Origin of the sequence: Streptomyces sp. NPDC047981, assembly GCF_040653315.1 — a bacterium.
GTDB lineage: Bacteria > Actinomycetota > Actinomycetes > Streptomycetales > Streptomycetaceae > Streptomyces.
Map to the genome: position 1 here is coordinate 44,476 of NZ_JBEZNQ010000046.1, position 24,120 is coordinate 68,595.

At 72.1% G+C, this 24,120-nt stretch carries 22 protein-coding genes; 6 read left to right on the forward strand and 16 right to left on the reverse strand.

Annotated elements, in window-relative coordinates:
• Positions 1-30 precede the first annotated feature (30 nt).
• The 4 genes from AB0E14_RS25260 to AB0E14_RS25275 form a co-directional block, all read right to left on the reverse strand.
• The gene (locus tag AB0E14_RS25260) at positions 31-1,272 is read right to left on the reverse strand and encodes an NlpC/P60 family protein (RefSeq protein WP_362422309.1); all 1,242 of its coding nucleotides are present in this window, start codon (positions 1,270-1,272) and stop codon (positions 31-33) included.
• A 77-nt stretch (positions 1,273-1,349) separates the two neighbouring features.
• Entirely contained in the window at positions 1,350-1,619 is a 270-nt protein-coding gene (locus AB0E14_RS25265) for a hypothetical protein (RefSeq protein WP_362422312.1), read from the reverse strand.
• A 25-nt stretch (positions 1,620-1,644) separates the two neighbouring features.
• Positions 1,645-2,367, reverse strand: coding sequence for a TetR/AcrR family transcriptional regulator (locus tag AB0E14_RS25270; protein ID WP_362422315.1), 723 nt, complete (start codon positions 2,365-2,367; stop codon positions 1,645-1,647).
• A 51-nt stretch (positions 2,368-2,418) separates the two neighbouring features.
• Positions 2,419-3,354: a diiron oxygenase gene (locus AB0E14_RS25275; protein WP_362422318.1), complete on the reverse strand. Its 936-nt coding sequence runs from the start codon at positions 3,352-3,354 to the stop codon at positions 2,419-2,421.
• A 201-nt stretch (positions 3,355-3,555) separates the two neighbouring features.
• Here AB0E14_RS25275 and AB0E14_RS25280 point away from each other — a divergent pair, with 201 nt between their 5' ends.
• Together AB0E14_RS25280 and AB0E14_RS25285 are read left to right on the forward strand one after the other, a co-directional pair.
• On the forward strand, positions 3,556-4,671 hold the full coding sequence (locus AB0E14_RS25280; protein WP_362422320.1) for a ferritin-like domain-containing protein: 1,116 nt from the start codon (positions 3,556-3,558) through the stop codon (positions 4,669-4,671).
• 97 nt (positions 4,672-4,768) lie between these two features.
• Complete coding sequence (locus AB0E14_RS25285; RefSeq protein ID WP_362422323.1) at positions 4,769-5,215, forward strand: hypothetical protein; 447 nt, start codon at positions 4,769-4,771, stop codon at positions 5,213-5,215.
• A 189-nt stretch (positions 5,216-5,404) separates the two neighbouring features.
• Here AB0E14_RS25285 and AB0E14_RS25290 read toward each other — a convergent pair whose 3' ends face one another.
• Both AB0E14_RS25290 and AB0E14_RS25295 read right to left on the reverse strand, forming a co-directional pair.
• Complete coding sequence (locus AB0E14_RS25290; protein WP_362422326.1) at positions 5,405-6,280, reverse strand: alpha/beta hydrolase; 876 nt, start codon at positions 6,278-6,280, stop codon at positions 5,405-5,407.
• 242 nt (positions 6,281-6,522) lie between these two features.
• Positions 6,523-7,119 (reverse strand): TetR/AcrR family transcriptional regulator, encoded by a 597-nt coding sequence (locus tag AB0E14_RS25295; RefSeq protein WP_362422329.1) that lies wholly within the window; start codon positions 7,117-7,119, stop codon positions 6,523-6,525.
• 87 nt (positions 7,120-7,206) lie between these two features.
• Here AB0E14_RS25295 and AB0E14_RS25300 point away from each other — a divergent pair, with 87 nt between their 5' ends.
• Positions 7,207-8,040 (forward strand): NAD(P)H-binding protein, encoded by an 834-nt coding sequence (locus AB0E14_RS25300; protein ID WP_362422332.1) that lies wholly within the window; start codon positions 7,207-7,209, stop codon positions 8,038-8,040.
• Positions 8,041-8,169: 129 nt separating this feature from the next.
• On the forward strand, positions 8,170-9,027 hold the full coding sequence (locus AB0E14_RS25305) for a hypothetical protein (protein WP_362422335.1): 858 nt from the start codon (positions 8,170-8,172) through the stop codon (positions 9,025-9,027).
• Here the strand turns inward: AB0E14_RS25305 and AB0E14_RS25310 are convergent.
• The 8 genes from AB0E14_RS25310 to ligD form a co-directional block, all read right to left on the reverse strand.
• Positions 9,024-10,493: a penicillin-binding transpeptidase domain-containing protein gene (locus tag AB0E14_RS25310; protein WP_362422338.1), complete on the reverse strand. Its 1,470-nt coding sequence runs from the start codon at positions 10,491-10,493 to the stop codon at positions 9,024-9,026. The genes AB0E14_RS25305 and AB0E14_RS25310 overlap by 4 nt on opposite strands.
• Entirely contained in the window at positions 10,490-11,869 is a 1,380-nt protein-coding gene (locus AB0E14_RS25315; protein WP_362422341.1) for an FtsW/RodA/SpoVE family cell cycle protein, read from the reverse strand. The genes AB0E14_RS25310 and AB0E14_RS25315 overlap by 4 nt, the downstream gene beginning before the upstream one ends.
• 79 nt (positions 11,870-11,948) lie before the next feature.
• On the reverse strand, positions 11,949-13,241 hold the full coding sequence (locus AB0E14_RS25320) for a HAMP domain-containing sensor histidine kinase (protein WP_362422344.1): 1,293 nt from the start codon (positions 13,239-13,241) through the stop codon (positions 11,949-11,951).
• Positions 13,238-14,065, reverse strand: a complete 828-nt coding sequence (locus AB0E14_RS25325) for a hypothetical protein (protein WP_362422374.1) — start codon at positions 14,063-14,065, stop codon at positions 13,238-13,240. Before AB0E14_RS25325 ends, AB0E14_RS25320 begins: the two co-directional genes overlap by 4 nt.
• Before the next feature lie 48 nt (positions 14,066-14,113).
• A complete protein-coding gene (locus tag AB0E14_RS25330; protein ID WP_362422377.1) occupies positions 14,114-14,755 on the reverse strand; it encodes a class F sortase in 642 nt (213 codons plus the stop codon).
• A gap of 141 nt (positions 14,756-14,896) precedes the next feature.
• Positions 14,897-16,987, reverse strand: coding sequence for a PBS lyase (locus AB0E14_RS25335; RefSeq protein ID WP_362422347.1), 2,091 nt, complete (start codon positions 16,985-16,987; stop codon positions 14,897-14,899).
• Between the two features lie 159 nt (positions 16,988-17,146).
• A complete protein-coding gene (locus tag AB0E14_RS25340) occupies positions 17,147-18,064 on the reverse strand; it encodes a DNA ligase (protein WP_362422350.1) in 918 nt (305 codons plus the stop codon).
• The gene (ligD, locus tag AB0E14_RS25345) at positions 18,061-18,945 is read right to left on the reverse strand and encodes a non-homologous end-joining DNA ligase (RefSeq protein ID WP_362422353.1); all 885 of its coding nucleotides are present in this window, start codon (positions 18,943-18,945) and stop codon (positions 18,061-18,063) included. Before ligD ends, AB0E14_RS25340 begins: the two co-directional genes overlap by 4 nt.
• A gap of 49 nt (positions 18,946-18,994) precedes the next feature.
• Here ligD and AB0E14_RS25350 point away from each other — a divergent pair, with 49 nt between their 5' ends.
• Positions 18,995-20,119: a Ku protein gene (locus AB0E14_RS25350; protein ID WP_362422356.1), complete on the forward strand. Its 1,125-nt coding sequence runs from the start codon at positions 18,995-18,997 to the stop codon at positions 20,117-20,119.
• A gap of 15 nt (positions 20,120-20,134) precedes the next feature.
• On the opposite strand, the gene AB0E14_RS25355 is transcribed toward AB0E14_RS25350, so the two are convergent.
• Positions 20,135-20,950, reverse strand: a complete 816-nt coding sequence (locus AB0E14_RS25355; protein ID WP_362422359.1) for a hypothetical protein — start codon at positions 20,948-20,950, stop codon at positions 20,135-20,137.
• Positions 20,951-21,658: 708 nt separating this feature from the next.
• Complete coding sequence (locus AB0E14_RS25360) at positions 21,659-22,969, reverse strand: hydrolytic protein (RefSeq protein WP_362422380.1); 1,311 nt, start codon at positions 22,967-22,969, stop codon at positions 21,659-21,661.
• 184 nt (positions 22,970-23,153) lie between these two features.
• Between AB0E14_RS25360 and AB0E14_RS25365 the strand changes: the two genes are divergently transcribed.
• Complete coding sequence (locus tag AB0E14_RS25365; RefSeq protein WP_362422362.1) at positions 23,154-23,807, forward strand: LuxR C-terminal-related transcriptional regulator; 654 nt, start codon at positions 23,154-23,156, stop codon at positions 23,805-23,807.
• Positions 23,808-24,120 lie beyond the last annotated feature (313 nt).

Consider the following 24,120-nt stretch of genomic DNA (forward strand, 5'->3'; position numbering starts at 1 on the left):
ATCGGAATGAATTCCTCCGTTCTGCCCGCTTCAGTGCGTACCACTGTCGTACCCCTCGTCCGAGCCGTCCGTGGCCCCCGTCGGGAGCTCGGGCGGCGCGTACGAGGTGAGGGGCGTGGCGGCCGGGTCGGGGCGGACCGCGCCCAGCAGCGGGTTGGCGGCGATCGGGGAGACCTTCACCTTGGCGCCCGGGCGGGGGGCCTGGACGACCAGGCCGTGGCCGAGATAGATCGCCACATGGGTGGCCTCGGGGAAGTAGACCACCAGGTCGCCGGGGCGCAGTTCGCGCAGCGGCACCTTCGGCAGGGTGCGCCACTGCTCCTGGCTGGTGCGCGGGATCTCCCGGCCCGCGCTCGCCCAGGCCTGCGAGGTGAGGCCCGAGCAGTCGTACGACTCCGGCCCCTCGGCGCCCCACAGGTACGGCTTGCCGATCTGCCGGACCGCGTACGTCAGCGCGTCGCCGCCCTGCTGTGACGGGGTCCGCTCGACGTCCAGGACGCCCGAGTCGAGCAGCTCGCGCTGGGCGCCGGCGGTCTGGGTCCGCTCCAGCTCGGTCAGCCGGGCGAGCTGGTCGTCCGGGAGCGAGGCGAGCAGCTTCTGGACCTCCCCGAGCTTCTGCTGGACGTCGTCGCGCTGCTTCCTCTGCCGTGCGGAGAGGCTGTGCTTCGTGTCCAGGGCCTTGCGGGAGGCGGTCGCCAGCTCGCCGGCCTTCTTCTCGTCCGCCGCGAGCCGGGCGACGGTGCCGGCCCGGTCGCGGGCGGCACGGTCCATCAGATGGCTCTGGTCCAGGGCCTGCTGGGGGTCGTCGGCGAGGAGCAGCCGCAGGTACGGGGAGAACGCCGAGGTGGTGGCCCGGCCCTGGTACTGCTCCCTGGCCAGCCGTCCGGCCGCGTTCCGGCCCTGGGTGAGGCGCTCGCGCGCCCGCGCGAGGGCGTCGGTGACCTTCTTCGTGTCGGCGGTCTGGAGGCGCAGGGCCTCGTCGGTGGCGTTGAAGGCCTCGGTGGCCTGTTCGGCCTGGCGGTAGAGGGTCTGGAGCCGGGTGAGCAGCCCGGCGACCGAGTTCCCGCCGGGGGGCGGGAGTTCGGCGGCGTCGTCGGCGGGGGTGCCGTCGGCGGGATCGGGTGCCTCGGCCGGCCCCGGGGGAACCGTAGTCGTCGGTGCCTCCACCGTCGGGTCCACCGGGTCGTCCGCCGTGGCCGTGGGGACCCCCGCGAGCGCCGTCGACGCGGCGAGCACCCCCGTGCAGACCGTGCGCAGCAGCCTTCCTGACACGTCATCACCTCCACCGAGATGATGGCGGGACCGTGCGGTCGGATGAGCGCACAAAGGGGCGAATCGGCCCAGCGGCCTCACCCGTTCGGCTTGGTCCAGGGCCACTTCGGCTTGAACGGCTCGCGGCCCTCAGGGACGTACTCGTAGACCCAGCCGCGCGGCAGGTTGAGCCGCTTGGTGTGGCCGGCCGGTTCGCGGCGGTAGACGTGGACGGTCGGCGGGCCGCCGTCCGCGTCCGGCACGGGCACGTCGTACCACTTCGGCGGGTGTCCGGTCGGGCCGACGAGGATCGGCAGGATCTCGCCGTCCAGGGGGCCGCCTCGGAAGAGGGTCTTCTCGCTTCTCACACGACCAGTCTCGTACACCCCGGTCTCACAGGAGGTGCGCGGCCTCGCTCACCACGGGTGTCACCCGCCGCGCCAGGGTCCCCACCGGCCCTTCGGGCCGCTCCTGGGCGAGGAGCCGCTTGACCACCGACGCGGTCTCCTCGTCGGTCGCGGCCGTGGCCGCGAGCAGCGCGACCAGGTGGTCCACCAGCCAGTCCCGCAGCTCGCCCGCCGCCGGCTGCTTCCCCTCGTCCACCCAGATCAGCGAGGCCGCCTCCACGGCCGCGATCCAGGTGCGGACCATCATCCGCATCCGGGGGCCCGGCTCGTCCACCCCCAGGTGGACGAGGATCTGCTCCGCCGCGGCCCGCCGTACCTCGTCCACGATCGCGGTGGTCCGGGAGGTCTCGGCGACGCTGCCGCCCTGGAGCAGGGCGCTGAACCCGGCGTCGTGCCCGTCCACGAAGGTCAGGTACCGGTCGAGGACCCGGCCGAGCCGCTCGGTGGGCGGCCCGGTCGGCGGCTCGAAGAAGCAGCGCTCCAGCGCGTCGGCGGAGGAGCGCAGCGCCGCCTCGTACAGCTGCTGCTTGCCGCCGGGGAAGTAGCGGTAGACCAGCGGCCGCGAGACGCCCGCGACCTCGGCGACGTCGTCGAGGGAGACCTCGTCGGGCGCCCGGTGCGCGAAGAGCGTCAGGGCGGCGGCGAGGAGCTGCACCCGGCGCTCCTCGACGCTGAGCCGGCGGTACGCGGGCGAGGCGGCACTGGTCATGCCTCGCAGGGTAACTCTGCTCGGTGACACCGAGGGGTGCGGTCGCGGGTCTCAGGCCAGCAGCCCGGACGACTTCCAGAGCCGTCGCCCCGGCCCCCGGAGCACGCCGATGTCGTCGAGGAAGTCCGTCAGCCGCCTGGCGCCGGACTGCATGACCTCCCTGCGGTGGCCGCTCGCCTTCACCTCGGCGAGGGCCTGGCGGCGGTCCAGGCCCACGTTGTCGTACACCTGGGGGTTGACGAAGCAGGTGGAGAAGACCCGGGCGGCCTCGCCGCAGCTGAGCCGGGTGAACTCCTGCTCCCAGCGCGGCGCGGTGATCATCTGGCGCCGCAGCTCCTCGCGGGCGTAGCGGACGTGCCGCGCCTCCTCGACGACATGGATGCGGGTGACCCCGCGCACCAGGGTCTGGACGCGCTCGTCCGGGAAGGTCAGCCGCTGCATCCAGTCCAGGATCTCCTCGCCGAGGAGGGTGGCGGCGAAGGAGCCGGGCGTGGTGGAGACGGTCTTCAGGACGCGGGCCAGGTTGTGGTAGACCCGCGGCACGCGGTAGGCGGGCGCGCCGCCCTTCTGGATCATGCGGGCGAACATCATCGAGTGCCGGCACTCGTCGGCGATCTCCGTGAGGGCGTACCGCACGTGGTCGCTGGTGAGGGACTTGTCGTAGATGTGCCGCACGAGCAGCTGCATCAGGATGATCTCGAACCAGATGCCGAGCGAGGCGAGCGAGGCGGCCTCGTGCCGGGCGAGGTCCATCCGCTGCTCCTCGGACATCCGCCGCCACATCGGGGTGTCGTAGAGGGAGACCAGCTCGGGCGGCCAGAACCACTTGCCGTCCTCTAGGGGCGCGGCCCAGTCGAGTTCCGTCTCCGGGTCGAAGGAGTGCTTGAGGGAGGACTCGAGGAGGCGCGCGGCGACCTGCTCACGGTCGCGCAGCGGGCCGAGGGCGTCCCGCAGGAGGGTGAAGTCCAGCTCGGTACGGGTGGTCATGACGGTACGACACCTCGCTGTGCTCGCGGTCGGGTTACCGGATACCGGCGGTAGCGCCCGGTCGTCATTTATGAGACTGCTCGTCAGCAAGACCGTCAATCCCTTGCGCACGACTTGTTGACCCGGTGTCTACCAAGGTGTCAGCCTGCCGGGAGGACCACGTCCGGCGAGCAACTTCGCAGGGAGAGTAAGGAGTCGTCAGTGTCGACGCGCGACCTCTACACGAAAGCCCCGGAAGACCCCATCTGGCAGGTCCCCGCGACGGGTTCGGCCCGCTTCAGCTGGGACTACGACGACGGTCGGGAACGCCTCCTCGCCCTCTACCAGAAGGGCAAGGACAAGCAGTGGGACGGAAACAAGCGCATCGCCTGGGACGTCGAGGTCGATCCGTACGACCCGCTCGGCACCCCCGACGACGTCCTGACCCTCTACGGCACCCGCCACTGGGCGAAGATGACCGAGAAGGACAAGGGCGAGCTGCGCCGGCACTACGCCTCCTGGCAGTTCAGCCAGTTCCTCCACGGCGAGCAGGGCGCGATGGTCTGCGCCGCGCGGATCGTCGAGTCCGTCCCCGACCTCGACGCCAAGTTCTACTCCGCGACCCAGACGATGGACGAGGCTCGGCACGCCGAGGTCTACGGCCGCTTCCTGCACGAGAAGATCGGGATGCTCTACCCGATCAACGACAACCTCCAGAGCCTGCTCGGCGACACCCTGCGCGACTCCCGCTGGGACATGCCCTACCTCGGCATGCAGGTCCTGATCGAGGGCCTCGCCCTCGCCGCCTTCGGCATGATCCGCGACACCACCGACAAGCCGCTGCCCAAGCAGATCCTGGCGTACGTGATGCAGGACGAGGCCCGGCACGTCGCCTTCGGCCGGATGGCGCTGCGCGACTACTACAAGCAGTTGTCGGACGCGGAGCTTCGCGAGCGCGAGGAGTTCGTGATCGAGGGCTGCTATCTGATGCGGGACCGGCTGCGCGGGATCGAGGTCCTGGAGAACTTCGGCATCGGGCGGAAGGAGGCGGAGGAGTACAGCGAGCAGAACGAATTCCTGCACCTCTTCCGCAAGCTGCTCTTCAGCCGGATCGTCCCGTGCGTCAAGGACATCGGTCTGTGGGGCGAACGGCTCCAGAAGGCCTATCTGGACATGGGCGTCTTCGACCTCGGCGACTCCAACCTCGACCTGCTGATGCGCCAGGACGAGGAGATCGCGGAGGCGCTGGACCGCGAGCGGTTCGCGGTGGAGGAGCGGGAACGGGTGGCCGAGGTGGCGGAGGCCATCGCCCAGGGCGGGGCCGAGTCCGCGGACTAGGAACCGTCCGGGCGATCACGCATGGAGGTGGATGCGGCCGGGCATGCCCCGATCCACCCAAGCGTCGGTCGGCTGGACGATGGCCTATCGTCGTCGCATGACGAGGATGGACGGTGTCGGGATCGCCAGCGACGATGTCCTGACTCTGCTGGTCGAACGCGTTCCCGAGACCAGGCGTCTGGTCGAGGAGAAGTACGGGCTTCGGCAGGGTGAGGCGCCGCCGACGGTCGACACGGGGGACCACCTGTACGAGAACCTGCTCAACCTCCTGACGAGGCCGGTTCTCCAGCCGGCTCTGGAACGCGCGGAACCGGACAGCGACCTGCTGCAACGATGTTTCGGCTTCGTGGAGGACGTCTACGCCGACACCAGCGAGCATCGGCGCGGCGCCGTCTATTTTCAGGTCCTGGAGTGCCTGCTCGAGGCGAGGCCGTATCTGGTGAATGCCGTCCCCTACCTGCGAGGGCCGGTTCGGGAAGCGGTCTCGCGCATGGTCAAGTACTACGAGGTCGAGGGCTACGAGCACGGCCTGCCCTCGCTCTGAACGAACGATGAGGGACCAACCGTTCGGCCCCGGCCGATCACGTGCGGAGCCAGATGACGAGGGCCGCGACGGTTGGGGCGCCCTCAAAGCCGCCCCGACCCTCGCGGCCGTGCTGCGCCGGGATCGCGTGGAACGCGCCGCTCGCCTGCACAGGCATCGAGTCCTCGCAGCGGCTCGGGCGTCAGGCGATCAGCGGGCCAGGAAGGCGAGGATGCGCCGGTTGACCTCCTCAGGCTTCTCGGCGAGGAGATGGTGGCCGGCGCCTTCGATCATCGCGCCGTCCGATCCCGGCGGCAGCATGGCGACGATGTCGGCGAGCGTCGCCTCGTCGACCACGGGGTCCTCGGTTCCGTGGAGGTACAGAGTGGGCTGGGAAGGCAGCTTGTCCAGCACGCTGACCATCTCCCATTGCGAGGTGCCGAATGTCGCGGCCGGGAAGTTCTGCCGGTAGAGCTCCAGGCCGAGGTGGAGCCTCTCCGGTGTGTCGAGCCCCTCCTTCATCGCCTTGCGGTCCTCTGTGGAGTCGTAGCCGGGGACGTTCCCCGTCCAGTGGTCCCAGAGCCAGTCGAGGTAGGCGAGGTCGTTGGCCGCGACGAGCTGGTCGGCTATGGCCATCTGGAAGAAATAGAAGTGGACGTACCGCTCGATCCTGGCGGGATCCGCGCTGTTGCGGTCGTAGAACTCCAAGGGCGGGACATCGTTGACGACGACCTTGGCCCACCGCTCGGGTGCGGCCGCGGCCGCACCCCAGGTGGTGAACCCGCCCCAGTCGTGCCCGATCAGGACGGCGTCGGAGCCGCCGCCGAGCGCCTCGTGCAGGCCGTTGGCGTCGGCGATCAGGTCGGGAAGGCGCATGCTGCCGTCCGGCGGTATCTGCGACGGGGCGAACCCTCGCATGGTGGGGACCACGGCGCGGTATCCCGCCTCGGCCAGGGCGGGCATGAGGTACCGGTAGAGCCTGGGTGTGTCGAAGCCGTGCAGCATCAGGGCGAGCGGCCCTTCTCCTGCTTCGACGTAGGCCAGGTCCAGGCCGTTGACGGTGATCCGCTTGTGTTCCATCTCCATCTCCAGCTCCTCGCATCGAGAATCTCTAGAAAGAACGTTCTAACTAGTCGGAAGCTAGCACGGTGCCCATGCGGTCACAAGCTAGAACGAACGATCTATCCAGAAATCCTCGAAGGCGCCGAACTCGCCGCACGGGTCTTCAAGAGCGAGACGCCGTCGACTGTCGCCGGCGAGCACCTGGCCCGGCTCATCGACTCCTATGAGAGGTGCAGCCGCTCATCTCCGGGTGCGGCACGCTGGGCTCAGGCGGCCTCGAGGGAGTCGATCCAGGCAATCAGGCGAGCGCCCTCATGTTCCATGACCTCCGGGTCTCGCAGGGCGTTGGCCAGCAAGGACATGCCCTGATAGGCGCCCACCAGGGTGAGGGCCATGCCCTCGGGATCCGGCTGGCCGAGCTCGCGGAACTGGCCCTCCACCCAGGTCAGCAGGAGCCGGACGACCCTGCCCGCTTCGACGTCCAGACCGCCCTGATCGCGCTTTCCCAGCTCCGCGGCGAGAGTGCCGGTCGGGCAGCCGTAGCGGACGGCGAGGTCGCGCTGACCCATCCAGCCCTCGATCAGGCCTTTGAGGCGCTCACGCGGATCCGGGAGCCGGCTCAGGTGGCCGACGAGCAGGTTCAGGTGTCGCTCGTGCTCGGACAGTGCGGCGGCGACCAGTTCGTCCTTGGTCTTGAAGTAGTAGTACACGTTGCCCACGGGCACTTCGGCCGCGTGCGCGATGTCGGCGATCGTGGTGCGCTCGGCGCCTTGCCGGTGCACGACGTCGGCCGCGGCTTCCATCAGTCGCTGCCGCTTCGCGCCGGCGACTCGCGCACGGGCGGGCTGCTTTGAGTGAGTCACCCGACTAACTATACGACCCGACTCGTGCTACGCTCCGGCAAGTTAGTCAGTCAGCTAACTAACAGGCTCTGATGAGAGGACCCCTTCATGATCGTTGTCACTGGTGCCACCGGAAATGTCGGCCGTACGCTCGTCCGCCTCCTGGCCGAGCAGGGACACGAGGTGACCGCGGTCTCGCGCCGCATCACCCAGGCCGATGTCCCGCCCGGCGTGCGCGCCGCCGCCGCCGACCTCGCCCAGCCGGTCGCCGACCTGCCCGCCACGGCGGACGCGGTCTTCCTGCTCGTCGGTGGAGACCTCATGATGACCGGCGACCCCACCGCCGTCGTCGCTCCGTTCGCCGGCTACGGCAGGATCGTCCTGCTCTCCTCGCAGGGTGTGGTCACCCGACCCGACTCTCTGTCACACGGACAGGCCTTCGCCGCCTACGAACAGGCCGTCATGAACTCCGGCACCGACTGGACCATCCTGCGCCCGGGCGGCTTCGCCTCCAACGCCTACGCCTGGGCTCCTTCGGTCAAGACGAGCCGCACCATCGCCGCGCCCTTCGGTCACGTCGGCCTCCCGGCCATCGACCCCGACGACATCGCGACCGTGGCGGCCGCCGTCCTGACCCGGCCCGGCCACACCAAGGCCAGCTACGAACTCACCGGCCCCGCCCCGACCACCCCGCTCCAGCGCGCCGCCGCCATCGCCGACGCCATCGGCGAGCAGGTCACCTTCATCGACCAGACCCGGGAGGAGGCCCGCGCCCAGATGCTCACCTTCATGCCCGCCCCGGTCGCCGACACCACCCTCGACATCATCGGCACCCCCACCCCACGCGAGCAGACCGTCAGCCCCGACGTCGAGAAGATCCTCGGCCGCCCCGCCACCACTTTCGCCGACTGGGCCAAGCGCAACGCCGCTGCCTTCGCGTGAACGACGGCGCCGGCGCGCATCGGGAAACCTACGGGCACTGACGGAGTGCTCGCAGTCCGGCGGGCGGGCCCGGGGGTGCGGGGGACCCGGGATTTCCGGCGTTCACACCGGTGACGTACCGTGCCCGCCATGAGCATGCCGCCACCGCCGAACCAGCCGCCGCAGAACCCCTACGGCGGTCCCGTCCCGCCCCCGCAGCAGCCGGGTCCCTACGGCCCGCCGCAGGGGTACCCCCAGCAGCCCGGGCCCTACGGGCCGCCGCACCAGGGCTACCCGCAGCAGCCCGGCGTCCCGCAGCAGTACCCGGGGCCCGGCGCGGGCGGCTGGGGGCAGCCGCCCATGGGGCCGCCGCCGAACAAGAAGCGGACCGGGCTGATCGTCGGGATCGTCGTCGGCTGCCTGGCCGTCGTCGCCGGGCTCGGCTACGCGGGCAAGCTCGTCCTCGACGGTTCCGGGGTCACCGGGGACTTCCCGGAGGCCACGCACAAGCTCGTCGTGCCCAAGACGCTCCTGGACGGGAAGTTCACGCTCTCCAACGACGCCTCCGAGACCGAGGGCAAGGAGGTCGAGGACACCTACGACCCCACGGTCAAGGACCCCAAGGCGGCCATCGCCCAGTACACCGGCGCGGAGAGCTCCGTCCTCGTCGTCTCCGGCTTCCACGGCAGGATCAAGAACCCGTCCCTCACCCGTGCCTCGATCCTCTCCGGCGCGGCGAAGGACAAGGGCACCACGCTCGTGATCAAGCCCAAGGACTTCAAGCCGGCCGGCTACGACGTGACCGTCACCTGCCAGGTCACCACCACCAAGGACGCCACCGGGACCGCGACCCTCCCCATGTGCGCCTGGGGCGACGAGAACACGGCCTCCTTCGTCGCCGTCGTCACCACCGAGTCGGCCACCGCCGACCCGTACGACGTCGACCTGGCCGAGCTGGCCGAGACCACGGCGAAGGTCCGCGCCGAGATGCGCAAGCCGATCAACTAGCGGTTCGGCTCGGCGCGCAGGGCCTCCTCCATCACCGCGCGGGCGATCGGCGCCGCGCTGCCGCCGCCGCTGATCTCCGTACGCCTGGCCTCGGCGTCCTCGACGACGACCGCGACCGCCACCGCGGGCTGGGCCGCGTCCGCGGCCTGCGCCCAGGCGATGAACCAGGCGTACGGGGTGCCGGTGTTGCCCAGGCCGTGCTGGGCCGTGCCGGTCTTGCCGCCGACGGTGGCTCCCGGGATCGCCGCGTTGGCACCGGTGCCCTCCTCGACCGCCCTGACCATCAGCCGCTGCAGCTGGGTCGCGGTCGAGGGGCGCATCGCCTGCCGGTAGCTGCGCCGGCCGGTCGTGTCGACGGTCCGGCCGCGCGCCGTCGTCGTCCGCTCGACCAGGTACGGCTGCGCGATCTCCCCGTTGTTGGCCACGGCCGCCGCCACCAGCGCCATCTGCAGCGGGGTCGCCGTCGTGTCGAACTGGCCGATCGAGGAGAGCGCCAGCTGGTCGTCGCTCATCGCGCGGTCGAAGTTGGACCTGGCCACCCAGGACGGGACCGTCAGGCCGGTGTCGTTGAAGCCGAAGCGCTCGACCGCGTCCACCATCCCGGTGAGCCCCACGTCCACCCCGAGCCCCGCCATCACCGTGTTGCACGACCACTGGAGCGCGTACGCCAGGGACGCGTTGCCGCAGCCGGTGGCCGCGTCGGGCAGCACCTGCCGGGTCCCGGGAAGGACGAACGGGTCGGGGGTGTCCGTCGGCGCCTCGACGTCCGTCACCGTGCCCGCGTCGAGGGCGGCGGCCGCCGTCACGATCTTGAAGGTGGAGCCGGGCGGATACGTCTGCCGGATCGCCCTGTTCAGCATCGGCTGGCTGGGCGAGGTGTTCAGCCGGGCCCAGGCCCCCTTGACCCCGTCGCCCGTCCCGGACAGCTCACCCGGGTCGTACGAGGGCGAGGAGACCAGCGCCAGGATCCGGCCGCTCGACGGCTCGACGGCCGCCACCGCGCCCCGCTTCCCGCCCAGACCCTTGTACGCGGCCTGCTGCATGGACGCCCGGATCGTCGTCACGACGTCGCCGCCCGCCTGCCGGCCCCGGCTGAGGTCGTTCCAGAACGGGAACGGCGAGAGCAGCGCGCTCGTGCCCGCCAGGACGCCGTCCTCGGCGTGCTCCACGAACGTCGTGCCGTACGTCTGGGAGGCGAAGCCGGTCACCGGCGCGTACAACGGACCCTGCTTGTACGTCCGTTCGTAGCGCAGCTGCTGGCCGCTGTCGCGCGAGCCGGTCACCGGCCGCCCGTCGACCAGGATCTCGCCGCGCGGCTCGCCCCAACGGGAGATCGCGATACGCCGGTTGGCCGGGTTCTCGTCCAGCGACCCGGACTGCACGATCATCACCCGCGCCGCGTTGACGAGCAGGGCCACGAGCAGGACCAGGCAGAGCGCCGCCGCGCGCCGGATGTACGGGATCACCGGGCGTCCTCCACGATCGGCGCGACGACCCCGGCCTCGACCGGCTCCGGGCGGGGCGCCCGGGCCGAGTCGCTGACCCGGATCAGCAGCGCCACGATGATCCAGTTGGTCACGACGGACGAGCCGCCCTGGGCGAGGAACGGCATCGCCATGCCGGTCAGCGGGATCAGGCCCATCACCCCGCCCGCGATCACGAAGACCTGGAGGGCCAGGATCGAGGCGAGGCCGATCGCGAGCAGCCGCCCGAAGGGGTCGCGCAGGGCGAGCCCCGCGCGGTACCCGCGCGCGACGAGCAGCGCGTACAGCAGGAACAGGGCGGTGAGGCCGACCAGGCCCAGTTCCTCGCCGGCCGTCGCGAGGATGAAGTCGGACTTGGAGGCGAAGCCGATCAGGATCGAGTGCCCGAGGCCGAGCCCCGTGCCGAGCATCCCGCCCGCCGCGAAGGAGAACAGTGACTGGGCGAGCTGGCTCGGCCCGTCGCCGGCCTCGATCGAGGCGTACGGGTTCAGCCAGTCCTCGACCCGGCTGTGCACATGCGGTTCCACCGAGCCGACCGCGAACGCCCCGACGCCCGCGAGGAGCAGCCCGACCGCGATCCAGCCGGTCCGGCCGGTGGCCACGTACAGCATGATCACGAAGAGGCCGAAGAAGAGCAGCGAGGTCCCGAGGTCCCGCTCCAGGACCAGCACGCCCACGCTCAGCAGCCAGATCGCCGCGATCGGCCCGAGCACCCGGCCGGTGGGCAGCTGGAGCCGCCAGATCCTGCGCCCCGTGTACGCCAGCGCGTTGCGGTTGGCCGCCAGATAGGCGGCGAAGAAGACCGCGAGCAGGATCTTGGCGAACTCGCCGGGCTGGAAGGAGAGTCCGCCGATCCGGATCCAGATCTTCGCCCCGTTGACCGCGGGGAAGAAGATCGGCAGGAGCATCAGGACGAGCGCGCTGGCCATCGAGAGGTACGCGTACCGCTGGAGCGTCCGGTGGTCGCGCAGCAGCACCACGACGGCCCCGAAGAGGGCCACTCCGAGCGCCGACCACACCAGCTGTGCGAAGGCCGCCTGGTCCTTCGGGGTCTCCAGGTCGAGCCGGTAGATCAGCACCAGGCCGAGGCCGTTGAGCAGCACCGCGATCGGCAGCAGCAGCGGATCGGCGTACGGCGCCCGGAACCGCACCGCGAGATGGGCGAGGAGCGCGAGCCCGCCGAGACCGGCGCCGTAGCGCAGCGCGTCCGGTGGCACGGCGCCGCTGTGGGCGAGGCCCACGTCGACGTAGCCGAGGACGGAGAGCAGGACGGCGCAGACGAGGAGGGAGAGCTCCACGCCGCGGCGCTTCGGGGTGCGAACCCCGGGCGGGGGAGCGTCCGCCGTCGTTGCGGTCATGGACCGCAACGTAGCAAGCGATATGGCTTATATCCCTTATGTGTGACGGTGTGCCGTCACGCCACGCCCCTCGTACCCGTCACGGCTCCGGTTCCTCGTCCGGTTCGGCGAGGCTCACGTACTCCGGCAGCGTGAGGCGTGCCTCCGCGCCGCCGTCCGGGGCGTTGGCGAAGACCAGCTCCGCGCCGATCACTTCGGCCTGCCCGGCCGCGATCGTGAGCCCGAGCCCGTGCCCCTTGCCTCCGCTCTCGGTACGGAACCGCTGCGGACCCGTCGCCGGCAGGTACTCCGGATACCCCGGGCCGTGGTCCCGCACGGTCACCACCGCGCCGTCCACGGTCAGCACCACCGGCGGGGCGCCGTGCCGGTGCGCGTTGGCGACGAGGTTGCCGAGGACCCGCTCCAGGCGCCGCCGGTCCGTCTCGACCGTCGCGTCCCGCACCACGCGCACCTCCGTCTCCGTGGAGGACGCGCGGACCACGCCCCGCGTGATCGCGGCGAGATCGTGCACGGCCAGGTCCACGGTCTCGTTGCGGGCGTCGAGCCGGGAGATCTCCAGGAGGTCCTCGGTCAGCGAGCGCATCGCCTTCACCCGGTCCCTGACCAGCTCCGACGGCCGCCCCTCCGGCAGGAGTTCGGCCGCCGCCGACAGGCCGGTCAGCGGGGTGCGCAGCTCGTGCGCCACGTCCGCGGTGAAGCGCTGCTCGGTCTGGAGCTTGCGCTGCAGCGAGGAGGCCATCGTGTCCAGGGCCCCGGAGACCGTCGCCACCTCGTCCTGCGGGCGCGCCGGGTCCTTCGTGCGCGGGTCGTCCACGCGCGCGTCGAGGTCGCCCGCGCTGATCCGCCGGGCCACCTGGGCGGTCAGGTGCAGGCGCCGGGTGACCCGGGTGACCGCGAACGCGCCCACGAGGAGCGTCGCCCCGATCGCGAGGACCGAGGAGCCCAGGATCGACCGGTCGAGGCCCTCGATGATCTCCTTGCCCGGGGAGTAGTCCACTCGCACGGCGAGCGCGCGGCCGTCCGCCGGCGCCGCCGCCCACATCGTCGCCCGGCCCTGGTGGTCCTCGACCACCGTGCCCCGCTGGCCCTTCAGGGCCAGCGCGCGCAGCTCCTCGGGCAGGCCCTCGGGATCGATCCCGGCGGCCCGGGGCAGCGGGTCGCCCGCCTCGTACGCACGGGAGGCGGCGCCGAGCCGGGTCAGGGCCCGCTCGCGGAAGTCGTCCTCGGTCTGGCCCGCGACCGACACATGGACGAGGGCGCCGAGCAGCGCCGCCAGGGCGCAGCACATGACGGTGATGAAGACCGCCGACTTCCAGGTGAGCGTCGCGGTCCAGGCCGGGAGCCGGGGCCTGCGCCCGCGGCGGGCCGTCACGAGGGCTCCACGAACGGGTCGTCGGAGCCGGAGCCGGAGCCGGAGCCGGAGGCGGAGGCCGGGGGCTCGGGGGAGCCCGAGGGCCCGGGCACGCGCGAGGTGGCGGCCGGTGACGGGCGGGGCGTGGGCTCGACGAGCCGGGGCTCGGGCGCGGGCGGGGCGGACGGGCCCCGCGGCTTGACGCGGACGATCTCGTCCCGGGTCGGCAGCATCGCGCGCTGCTGCTCGTCCCAGGACCAGGCCGTGCGGTACTCGTACCCCGGGATGCCCGCCGAGGCGGCCCGCACGATCAGGTCACGCCCTGCCAGCTCGACGCTGATCACCTGGTCGACGGTGGACATGACGCGGGTGAGCCCGTGGTTCTCGGCGAGGTAGACCCGCAGCCCGACCTGCTGGTCGGGCATGCGGATGCCGACGATCAGCTCGTCGCGGCCGTTGCCGGTCAGATCCCGGTAGTAGGCCCGCATGACCGGGCACTTCCCCGGTTCCTGGGTGCACCGGCCGATCTGCCGGGCCGTCTCCTCGTACATGCCGTCCGCGCCGGAGTACGTGTCCGGGTGGGCGTTCACCTCGGCCCGGACGACGGCCACCGGGTCGACCCGGCGGACGTCGTTGTCGGGGACGTCGATGCCGGGCACGGACTGGGTGTCGGTCTCGCCGTAGTCGAGCGGCGGCTCGGTGGCCGGGGGCAGTTCGGGCCAGAGCCGTACGGGGCCGATGGCGGTGGGGGTGGCCCCCGCGCTCTTCAGCTCGCCCTCGGTGCCGCAGCCGGACAGCACGAACGGCGCCGCCACGGCCAGGGCCACGGCGGCGACGAACCGCAGTCCGCGCTTTCCCACTCCGCTCCTCGGAGGTCCGCTCTCCGCGACCCGCTACTGCACGAGGTCGGCGAAGAGGATGATGTTGTCGGTGCGATGACCGTCCTCGATCGGTCCGCCGCAGGTGATCAGGCGCAGCTCGGGACGGTCGGTCTTCCCATAGACCTTATTCGTAGGGAAGTCCCTTTTGTCGACCTGCTCGATCGCGCGGACCTCGAAGACGGCGGTGGAGCCGTCCGCGCGGCCGACCTCGATCAGGTCCCCGGCGCGCACCTTCGCGACGTCGCGCAGGAGCGCCGGGCCCTTCGCCGTGTCGTAGTGAGCGACCAGGACGGCGGGCCCCTTCTCGCCCGGCGTCACCCCTCCTGTGTACCAGCCCGCCTGTCCGGCCCGGTCGACGGAGGGCACCTGGAGGCCGCCCTCGGCGTCCAGACCGAGCCGCAGCACCGGCGAGGTGTCCACGCCCGCCGCGGGCACGACGAGCCGCGTCGGCTCCGAGGCCGCCATCGGCGGGGCCTGGTGCCGCGACGGGGCCACCGAGACGTTCGTCACGGAGACGTCGGGAGCGACCGGCCCCGGAGCCGCGCCCGCGACGGTCGAGCAGGCGAGGAGGCCGCCGCCGAGGGCCAGCGCGAGCCCGGAGCCGGCGAACAGCCGCCGGCGGCGGCTCGGGCGGTCGGTGACGGCGGGGCGCATGAACGGCATGGACGGCTCCGGATCCTCGCGACGACTGCTGGTGGATTCGAAGCTAAATGTCCGCTATTGCGGCCTTGTAACAGTGGGCCGTAGGCCCCGCGACGAAGCCGTCACAGCCCCGGGCACGCCCAGGGCCGGGGTCTAGGGCCGGTCCATCCGGTCGAGCGCGGCCCGGCAGAAGGTCACCAGCTTCTCGTCCTCGTGGACGTCATGGCTGCTGTAGCCGCTCTCGCGCACGTTGTGCCGCCGCTTGCGGTCCAGCTCCGCGCGGATCACCCCGCGCGCCTCCAGCGCCGCGGGCCCCATCTCCGCCAGGGACTCCGCGATGTCCACGCGCGCGTACCGGTTCTCCTCCCAGGCGTCGAGCAGCACCGGCAGCGCGGTCACCGCGTCCCCCGACACCCGCCACAGGGCCGCCGCGCTGCGCACCCGTACCCACAGGTCCCGGCAGGTGAGGCCGGGGAGCAGGGCCGGCGCGCTGCGCGCCGCCGCCGGGCCGATCGTGCCGAGCGCCTGGGCCGCCGCGCACCGGTCGGGCGCCGTCGCGTCGGGCCCCAGCCAGCCCGTCAGCGTCGGCAGCACGGCCTCGCGGTCGCCCTCGACCGACCAGAGCGTCAGCGCGGCCTGCGCAGAGACAGCGGCCGCCTCGCTCTCGAGCAGCGCCCGCGCGTCCGGGATCACCGCCCGCGCGGCGGGCCCGAACGCCGCCATCGCGGTCAGCGCCGCCTCCTGCACCCAGTCACGCCGGTTCGGCGGCGCCCCGCGCAGCACCCGCAGCACCTCGGGCACCGCCTGCACGCCCCGGACCGAGGCCAGCGCGAACAGCAGCGGCGCGGCGTGCTCGTACAGCCGGTCGTCCAGATCGACCCGGGCCAGCCTGCGGCGCAGCAGCGGCGCGAGCGGCGCGGCGGCCGGCCCCAGGGTGGGCACCGCGTACAGCAGGTCCCGCCGCACGTCCGGCTCGACCAGCGCCCGGGCGAGCGGGGGCACGGCCCGGGCGTCCCCGGAGCGGGCGAGCGCCAGGAGCGCCCTGGCCCGACCGTCGGGACCGCCGGGCGGTCCCTCGGGCCGCTCGGCCCACTCCGGGCGCTCGGGTCTGTCGGGGCGGCGGGCCAGCCGCGCGGCGAGGGCGTCCGTCGCGGGCCCCGTCAGCTCGAAGAGCCCCTCGAGGAACGAGGTGGCCGCCTCGCGCAGTCTCGGCTCGGGGTCGGCCAGCTGCGCCCCGACCAGCCGTACGACCTCTTCGTACCGACCGCGCCAGACTCGTATCAGCCCCCCGCACAGCCAGATCGCGTCCAGCCGCTGGCAGCGGTCGGGGCTGCGGAGCTGGGCGAGGATCAGCGCGGTCCGCTCCTCGACCCGGTCGTCGAGCGCGGTGTGCAGGGTCCGCAGCAGCTCGTCGGTCCACGGGGTCGGGCGGCCGGTCGAGCGCTCCTCGAAGAGTTCGCGGACCTGCCCCACCGCCGTGCCCGGCCGGGCGTCGGGCTCCGGCGGCGCCGTCCGCACCTCGTCCAGGAGCCCCGTCACCCGCTCCACCACGTCGTCCGGGACCTCGGCCGGCGCGCACCGGGCCAGCTGGGCGAGGGCCGCGAGCCGAAGCCCGGGCGACTGGGCCGCGCGGGTCAGCCAGCCCAGCCATTCGACGGTCTCGTCCCGCAGCGACTCGTGCCGCCGCGCGATCCGCCCGACGGCCTCCACCAGGGCGAGCCGCACCTCCGTGTCGCACTCGACCGTCAGCCGCTCCCGCAGCAGGGTCAGCACCCGGGCCGGGTCGGGGTGGAGCGAGGCGAGCGCGCACGGCGCCGCGAGCCGGACCTCGGGATCCGGGTCGCCGACCAGCCCGAGGAAGACGTCGGCGCCGGCCGCGACGGCGGACGCCGCCATCGCGTAGTTCGCGGCGGGGATGAACTCCTCGTCGTCCATGTCGAGTTCGTCGAGTTCTTCCTCCCCGCTCAGATCGATGCCGCCGATGCTGGTGAGCAACTCCACGATCCCGCCCCGGTCCTGGACCTCGGGATCGGCGACGAGTTCGAGCAGGAAGGGGATGCAGGCGAGCGTCGAGTCGTACACGTCGCCCTGGTGGTGCACGGCCCCGTACATCCCGTCGAGGGCCAGTTCGCGTTCGGAGGGGTCGGACGAGGCGAGTCCGCGCAGCATCCCCGGTACATCGTCGGCAGGGCCGTAAGCATGCCCCAGCGAGGCCCAGTCGACCTCCTCGATCCCCGTCAGCATGCGGCCGCCGCCTTCCCCGTGAGCTGTACCAGGACGCAAGTGTGCACCACCGCACCGTGAACCAGGACCCGCTGACCGGACGCGGTCTCGTAAGGGCCCTCGGGACGCTCGGATTGCGCCATCCACGGGACAGGCGCCGGGAGTTGCCCGCGGCAACCGCTATCCGTCGGACCGTACGCGGACGAAGCGGGCGGTCTCCTGCCGCCCGGACAGCTGCCTCAGCTCCACCGGCAGCGGCTCCGCCAGCAGCCGTACGGGGCCGTGCTCGGGGTCGTCGACGGCCGCCCCGAGCCGCCCCGCCGCCAGCGCGCCGACCTCGCGGGCCTGCGTCGGAGTGAGCTTGGGCGAGGTCGTGACCGTACGGTCGTCGGGCAGGCGGACCACCAGCGCCCTGGGCCGGTCCACCGGCCCGACCAGGCCCAGGAGCAGGCCGTCGAGGGTGTCGGCGTGCCGCACCTTCCGCCAGGACCACGTCTCGCCCGCCCGGTACGGCGAGCGCAGCGCCTTCGCCACGATCCCCTCCACCCCCACCGCCCGCAGATCGCGGAACCAGTCCCGTGCGGTCTCCTCGTCCGGGGTCGCGAGGACGCGCTGCACGGGCGGGCCGATCTCCTCCAGGGCGGTGCCGAGCAGCCGCCAGCGCTCGGCGAGCGGCAGGGGCCTGACGTCCCGGCCGGGGACCGCGAGCACGTCGAAGGCGATGTACGAGACCGGGACGCCCGACCGCCTGCGGTCGGCGGCCGAGCGCAGCAGATCGGTGAAGCTCAGCCGCCCGTCCCGGTACGCGCACAGCTCCCCGTCGAGGACGAGCCCGGCCGGAAGGCCGGCGCCCAGATGGGCCGCGATCTCGGGGAACTCCGGGGCGAGGTCCCGGTGCGAGCGCGACTGGAGCACGACCCTGCGGTCCTCCAGGACGAAGGCCAGGGCCCGGAATCCGTCCAGCTTGAGGGAGTACTGGAACCCCCCGGGGATGCTCCCCTGCGCCGGGATCTCGTCGGCGGGGCGGGGCCGCATCACGTCCACGGGCGGCCGCAGGACGGGTCCGCTCGTCGGGGTCGGGTCCGGGGCCGGGGTCATGGCAGGGCGCCTGCCCGGTCCGGGTCGAGGAGCGGGCCGAGCAGCTCCCCGTACCGCTCCAGACGTGGCGCGATGTCGTCCATCAGAAGCACGAGCCGTTCGGGCGCGTCGCACGCCTCGACCTCCTCCCACGTCACGGGGGCGGAGACGGCCGGCAGGGGGCGGGCGCGCAGGGTGTAGGGGGTCGCCGTCGTCTTGGCCGCCGCGTTCTGGCTGAAGTCGACGAACACCTTGCCGGGCCGCAGGGCCTTCGCCATCCGGTGGACCACCAGCGCGGGGTGGTCCGCCTCGGCCCGGACGGCCAGCTCCTTGGCGTACGCCGAGACCGTCTCGGACGGGGTCGGCTCCAGCGGGACGAGCAGGTGCAGGCCCTTGGCGCCGGAAGTCTTGGCGAAGGCCTCCAGGCCGTCCGCCGCGAGCCGCTCGCGCAGCCAGAGGGCCACCCGGCAGCACTCCACGACGGTCGCGGGCGGCCCCGGGTCCAGGTCGAGGACGAGGCGGTCGGCGACGGCGGGGGACTCGGCCCGCCACTGCGGGGTGTGGAACTCCACGACCAGGTTCGCCGCCCACATCAGCGAGGCGAGGTCCTGGATCATGACCTGCCGGGCGCGCGGCTCGTCGGAGCGGGGGACCGGGGTGGTCTTCACCCAGGCGGGCGTGCCGGGCGGCGGGTTCTTGGTGAAGAAGAGCTGCCCTTCGGGGCCGTCCGGATAGCGCAGGAAGGACACCGGCCGGTCGCGCAGATGGGGCAGGATCGCGGCCCCGACGGTGGCGTAGTAGTGCAGCAGCTCGCCCTTGGTGGTGCCGGTGGCCGGGTGGAGGACCTTGTCCAGATTGCTCAGCGGGAGGCGCCGCCCCTCCACCTCCGTGATCGGCGTCATACGATGAGAATCCCACGAATCCGGAAGTGTCGTGCGAAAGGGATGAAACGTGCGATCCATATGGAACGGCGCCATTTCCTTCGGCCTGGTCAGCATCCCGATCAAGCTGGTCAACGCCACCGAGAGCCGGTCCGTGTCCTTCCGCCAGATCCACGCGGCCGACGGCGGCCGCATCCGCTACCGCAAGGTCTGCGAGCTGGACGGCGAGGAGGTCTCGCAGGCCGAGATCGGCAAGGCCTACGAGGAGTCCGACGGGACCATGATCCCGATCACGGACGAGGACCTGGCGGCGCTGCCGCTCCCGACGGCCAAGACGATCGAGATCGTGGCCTTCGTGCCGGCCGGGGAGATCGACCCGCTCCAGATGGACGCCGCGTACTACCTCTCCGCGAGCGGGGTGCCCGCCGCCAAGCCGTACATCCTGCTCCGCGAGGCGCTGAAGCGCAGCGACAAGGTGGCGGTCGCCAAGTACGCGCTGCGCGGGCGGGAGCGGCTCGGGATGCTCCGGGTCGTGGACGACGTGATCGCCATGCACGGGCTGCTCTGGCCGGACGAGATCCGGGCGCCCGAGGGAATCGCACCGGAGACCCCCGTCCAGGTGCGGGACGCCGAACTCGACCTGGCGGACGCCCTGATGGCCACGCTCGGCGAGGTCGACATCGGCACCCTGCACGACGACTACCGGGAGGCGGTCGAGCAGATGATCGCCGCCAAGGCGGAGGGCGGCGCGGCGGTCGCGCCTCCGGAGCCGGAGGCCGAGGGCGGCGGCCAGGTCATCGACCTGATGGCAGCCCTGGAGAGCAGTGTCCGGGCGGCGAAGGAGGCGCGCGGGGAGAGCGGCGACGTCGCCGAGGTCACCGCGCTCGCGCCCCGCAAGAGCGCGCCGCGCACCCCGAAGGAGACGGGCGCGCGGAAGTCAACGGCGAAGACGGCCGCCAAGAGGACGGCCGCCCCGGCCCGCAAGTCGACGTCGAGGACGGCGGGCTCGGGGACGAGCGCCGGGTCGGCGGCGAAGAAGTCCACCGCGAAGTCCACCGCGAAGTCCACTGCCAAGTCGCCCGCGAAGAAGGCGGCGGCCAGGACCACGGCGAAGAAGGCGTCCTCGGAGAAGGCGGCGGCGAAGAAGGCCGCGACGCCCGCCAAGAAGGCGGCGCCGCGCAAGCGTTCGGCCTGATCCGAACGGAAGACCCTAGCTCTTCAGGAGCTCCCGCAAGGACGACGCCATCGCCGCGACGAAGGCCTCCCGCTCCGCCTCCCCGGCCAGGTCGAGCGAGAGGTACGGATTGAGGTCCTCCAGCTCCACGAGCAGCAGCTCGCCGTCCGGCGCCCGGCAGGCGTCCACCCGCTGGATCCCGTGGGCCAGGTCGTTCCAGTCCACGAACCGCTGCGCGAACTCCAGGTCGGCGGCGGTCGGTTCGTACCGCTGAAGGACCCAGCGGGCCTCCGGGTCGGGCGCGTACAGCGCGTACTGGAAGGCGGGGCCGACGAAGTAGAACGAGACCTCGTACGTGAAGGGGATCCGCGGCTGTACGAGCATCCCCGCCGGGTCCACCTCCCCGAGCCGGGACCGCTCCACGAACCGCAGGCCCACCGAATCCGCCCCCAGCAGCGGTTTCACGACGTACTCCGCCGCCTCCGGCAGCCGGTCGAACTCCTCACGGCGGCCCGCCGTCGGAATGACCGGAAATCCCTCCCTCGACAGCTGCAGGAGGTAGTCCTTTCCGGCCATGTCCCCCTTTCCGGTGAGGGAGTTGAAGACCCGCACCCCGCTCTCCCGGGCCGCGCGCGTGAACGCGTCGTACGCCTCCTGGTAGTGCAGGACGGGTCCGCTGTTGCGGACGACCACGGCGTCGAAGCGGTGCATCAGTCCGGCCGCGTCCAGCGGATGGCAGAGCGCGACCGCGAACTCCTCGCGCAGCCGCCCCGAGAGCCAGATGTCCTCGTCGCAGTAGCGGCGTCCGCGCGCCTGGTAGCCGAGGTCGGTGACGTAGAGAAGCGTTGCCATGTGTTGTCCCATCTGCTCCCGGGTTGGCCGGTTCGCCAAAGATTACGTGACGGAAACGCCGACGATTCGACTTGCTAGTTGACCCGTCCTGCCGCCTAACGTGGGCGAACACCGGTGCGAGCGCCGGTGCGTGGAGCGATTCCGCGACCGGGGCCGACCACCCGGCGCGACCGGTGCGCGGTGGGCCCCGTCATGGACCGCCGGCCCGCAGAGAGGTGAGGCGACAGCATGCACTACCGGATCCTCGGACCGGTGCGGGTATGGCGGGGGGACACCGAGCTGCCCAGCCGGGCGGACGCCCGGCGACTGACCGAACTGGAGTTCTCGGGCATGCCGCCCGCCGCGGAAACGCGTCCGGAGAGCGCTCTCGGCGCGGCCGTCGGTGAACTGCGGGCCACCAGGGGCGGTCTGTTCGCCTTCTCCGTCGGCGCCGCACAGGTTGACGCGCGTAGCGTCCTCTCGGCGCTCTCGGCGCTCTCGGCGCTCTCGGCGCTCTCGGCGCTCTCGGCACCGCGACCTGCCGGGCCTGCCGGCCCCGGTCAGGTCAGGGAAGCAGGACGACCGTGCCGTGGCCCGCGCGGAGGGCGGGCCACGGCACGGTCGTCCCCGCTGCCGCTGTGCAGGTCCGGACGTCGGTTTCCGGTCGACTCCGTGGTCCAGGCCTTCTCGTCGCCTGAACCTCGAACAAAACTTCCTGCACTGCTGTTTCTACGGTCGGAGGTCGCGGAGCACCCCGCTGACGTTCAGCACTTCGTGGCAGTCCGACGCCTGCTTCCCGGTGGCCGGGGTACCCGGCTTCGCGCACGTCACCTCTGCGGTGACCGTGGCGTTCTCCGGGATCTCGATGGGGGTGACCCAGTGGTAGTCCTGGTTGCGGAACGTCTCCAACGCGATCGTGGTGATCTTCCGGTCTCCGAAGGAGAACGTGATGATGCCCTCGTCGCCCTGGAAGTTGGCCACGACCACGTCGGTGATCCCGAAGACCTTGCCCGCGGGCACCTGGTACGTGCCCACCTTCTTGGCGCCGGTGCCCGTCTTGATGTCGATCGTCGCCGAGCTCTGCTGACCGCCACCCGTGCCGCCGGAGCCCGAACCGGAGCCCGAGCCACCGGATCCGCCGTCGCCCTGCCCGCCGGAACCCTGCTCCCCACCGGGGGCGGGGGTCGGCTTCGGCTTGGCCTTCTCGGCCTCCTGCTGCTTAGCCGTCTCCTCCTTCTGCGCGGCGGTCGCGGCCTCCTTCGCGGCGCTGCGCACCGCCGGCCGGACCAGCGCGAACCAGGCGACCAACAGCGCCATCAGGATCGCGAGCAGGATCAGCAGCCACTTCGGCAGGATCGGCAGCTGGACGAACTCGCCCTCGACGACGGCGGGTACCTCGGCCGGCGGGGCGGGCACGTCGTCCGGAGCGCCGTCGGTCTTCGGCGAGGCGCCGGCCTCCGTGTCGGCGTCGGCGACCTCGATCTCGAAGGGCCAACTCACCGGCTCGCCGAACCAGATCAGCGAGCGGACCGAGGCCTTCAGGCCGATCTCCGCGGACTCGCCCGGTTCCAGACGGCGCCTGCTCGGCGTGGCCTTGAGGGTCAGCTCCTCACCGGCCTGCCGGCCGGTCGGCGCCAGCGACACCGGGGTGTTGCCCAGGTTGCGCAGGGCGAGGCGGTACCGACCGCCGCGCCAGCCGCGCCGCCGGCGGGGCCGCAGCTCCTTCTGGAGCTCCCGGAACGCCTCCACGCGCACCGTGGTCTCCGGGACCACCACGTTCTCCGGGTGCTCCACGGGCAGTACGCGCACACCGAGCGGCTTCTCGCCGGCGCGGACGTCGGGGGAACGCGGCGGCGCCAGCTTGACCGTCACCGTCTCGGACGTGCCGGGATACAGCGAGACACGGGCCGGTTCGACGGTGGTCCAGGCGGCGCATTCGCCGACCACCGTGAACGTGTACGCCTCGACGATGTCGCTGTCGTTGCGGACGTTCAGGGTGGTCGTCGCCTCGCCGCCGGGCGAGACCGTCACGGTCGGCATATCGAGTTCGGCAGAAGTGGTCACGCTCGGGAACCTAGGTCGCCAACTGGCCCTTCTCCAGGGGCGTGAGGGCCAACGACCGGGCAGCGCGACTGCCCCCAAGGACCATCGGCGCGGGACACGCGCCACCACACAACCAGCCGCCGACCGCACCAGAACCGGTCGGCGGACGACGAGGAAACGGGTGGGAACCATGACGAATCATGATCAGTGCGATACGAGGGTCTCGGTCTCGGTCTACGCCGAGGACCTGATCCTGCAGGCGGGCATCGTCGAACAGCTGCGGCGGCGGCCCGAGGTGCAGCTGCTGCCCGAGGCCGAAGCCGACAAGGCCAGGGCGACCCTGGTCGTGGTGGACACGGTCGACGACTCCACCGTGCAGCTGCTGCGCCGCCTCCAGCGCAACACCGCCACGAGCACCGGACTCGTCGTCGGACGGTTCGAGGCCGGGTCGCTCCAGACGATGATCGAGTGCTCCGTCGCCGCCGTACTGCGCCGCTCCGAGGCCGACCAGGACCGGCTCGTCCACCTGGTCACGGCGCTCGCCAAGGGCGAGGGTGTGCTCCCGGGCGACCTGCTCGGCAAGCTCCTCGCCCATGTCAGCAGCCTCCAGCGGACCGTGCTCGACCCGCGCGGCCTGACCCTCTCCACCCTCACCACCCGCGAGGCCGACATGCTCCGCCTGGTCTCCGAGGGTTTCGACACCGTCGAGATCGCGCAGAAGACCTCGTACTCCGAACGGACCGTCAAGAACGTGCTGCACGAGGTCACCACCCGGCTCAACCTGCGCAACCGCGCCCACGCGGTGGGCTACGCCATGCGGCACGGACTCATATGACCCCCGCGGGGTCCCGTACGGCCTCCGCGCGGACCCGGGCGACCCCCGCGCGGCCCCGTACGACTCCCGCCGGTGCCCTAAAGAGCAGCGGACGTTTCCCCCGGTGCGGGTACTCGCGGCCTGTCGCCACCCGCCCGGGGCTGTGACGCTCGACCACGGTGAACCGTTCTCAGACTGCGAGGTGGACGTGACCGGCACCCCAGGCCCGGCGGGCCGTACCCGGGTGGGAAGACTGGCCGTCGCCGTGGCGGTGATCGTGCCCCTCCTCGCGGTGAGTTCACCGCAGGCGGCGACCCCCGCCGCCGCGCCCGTC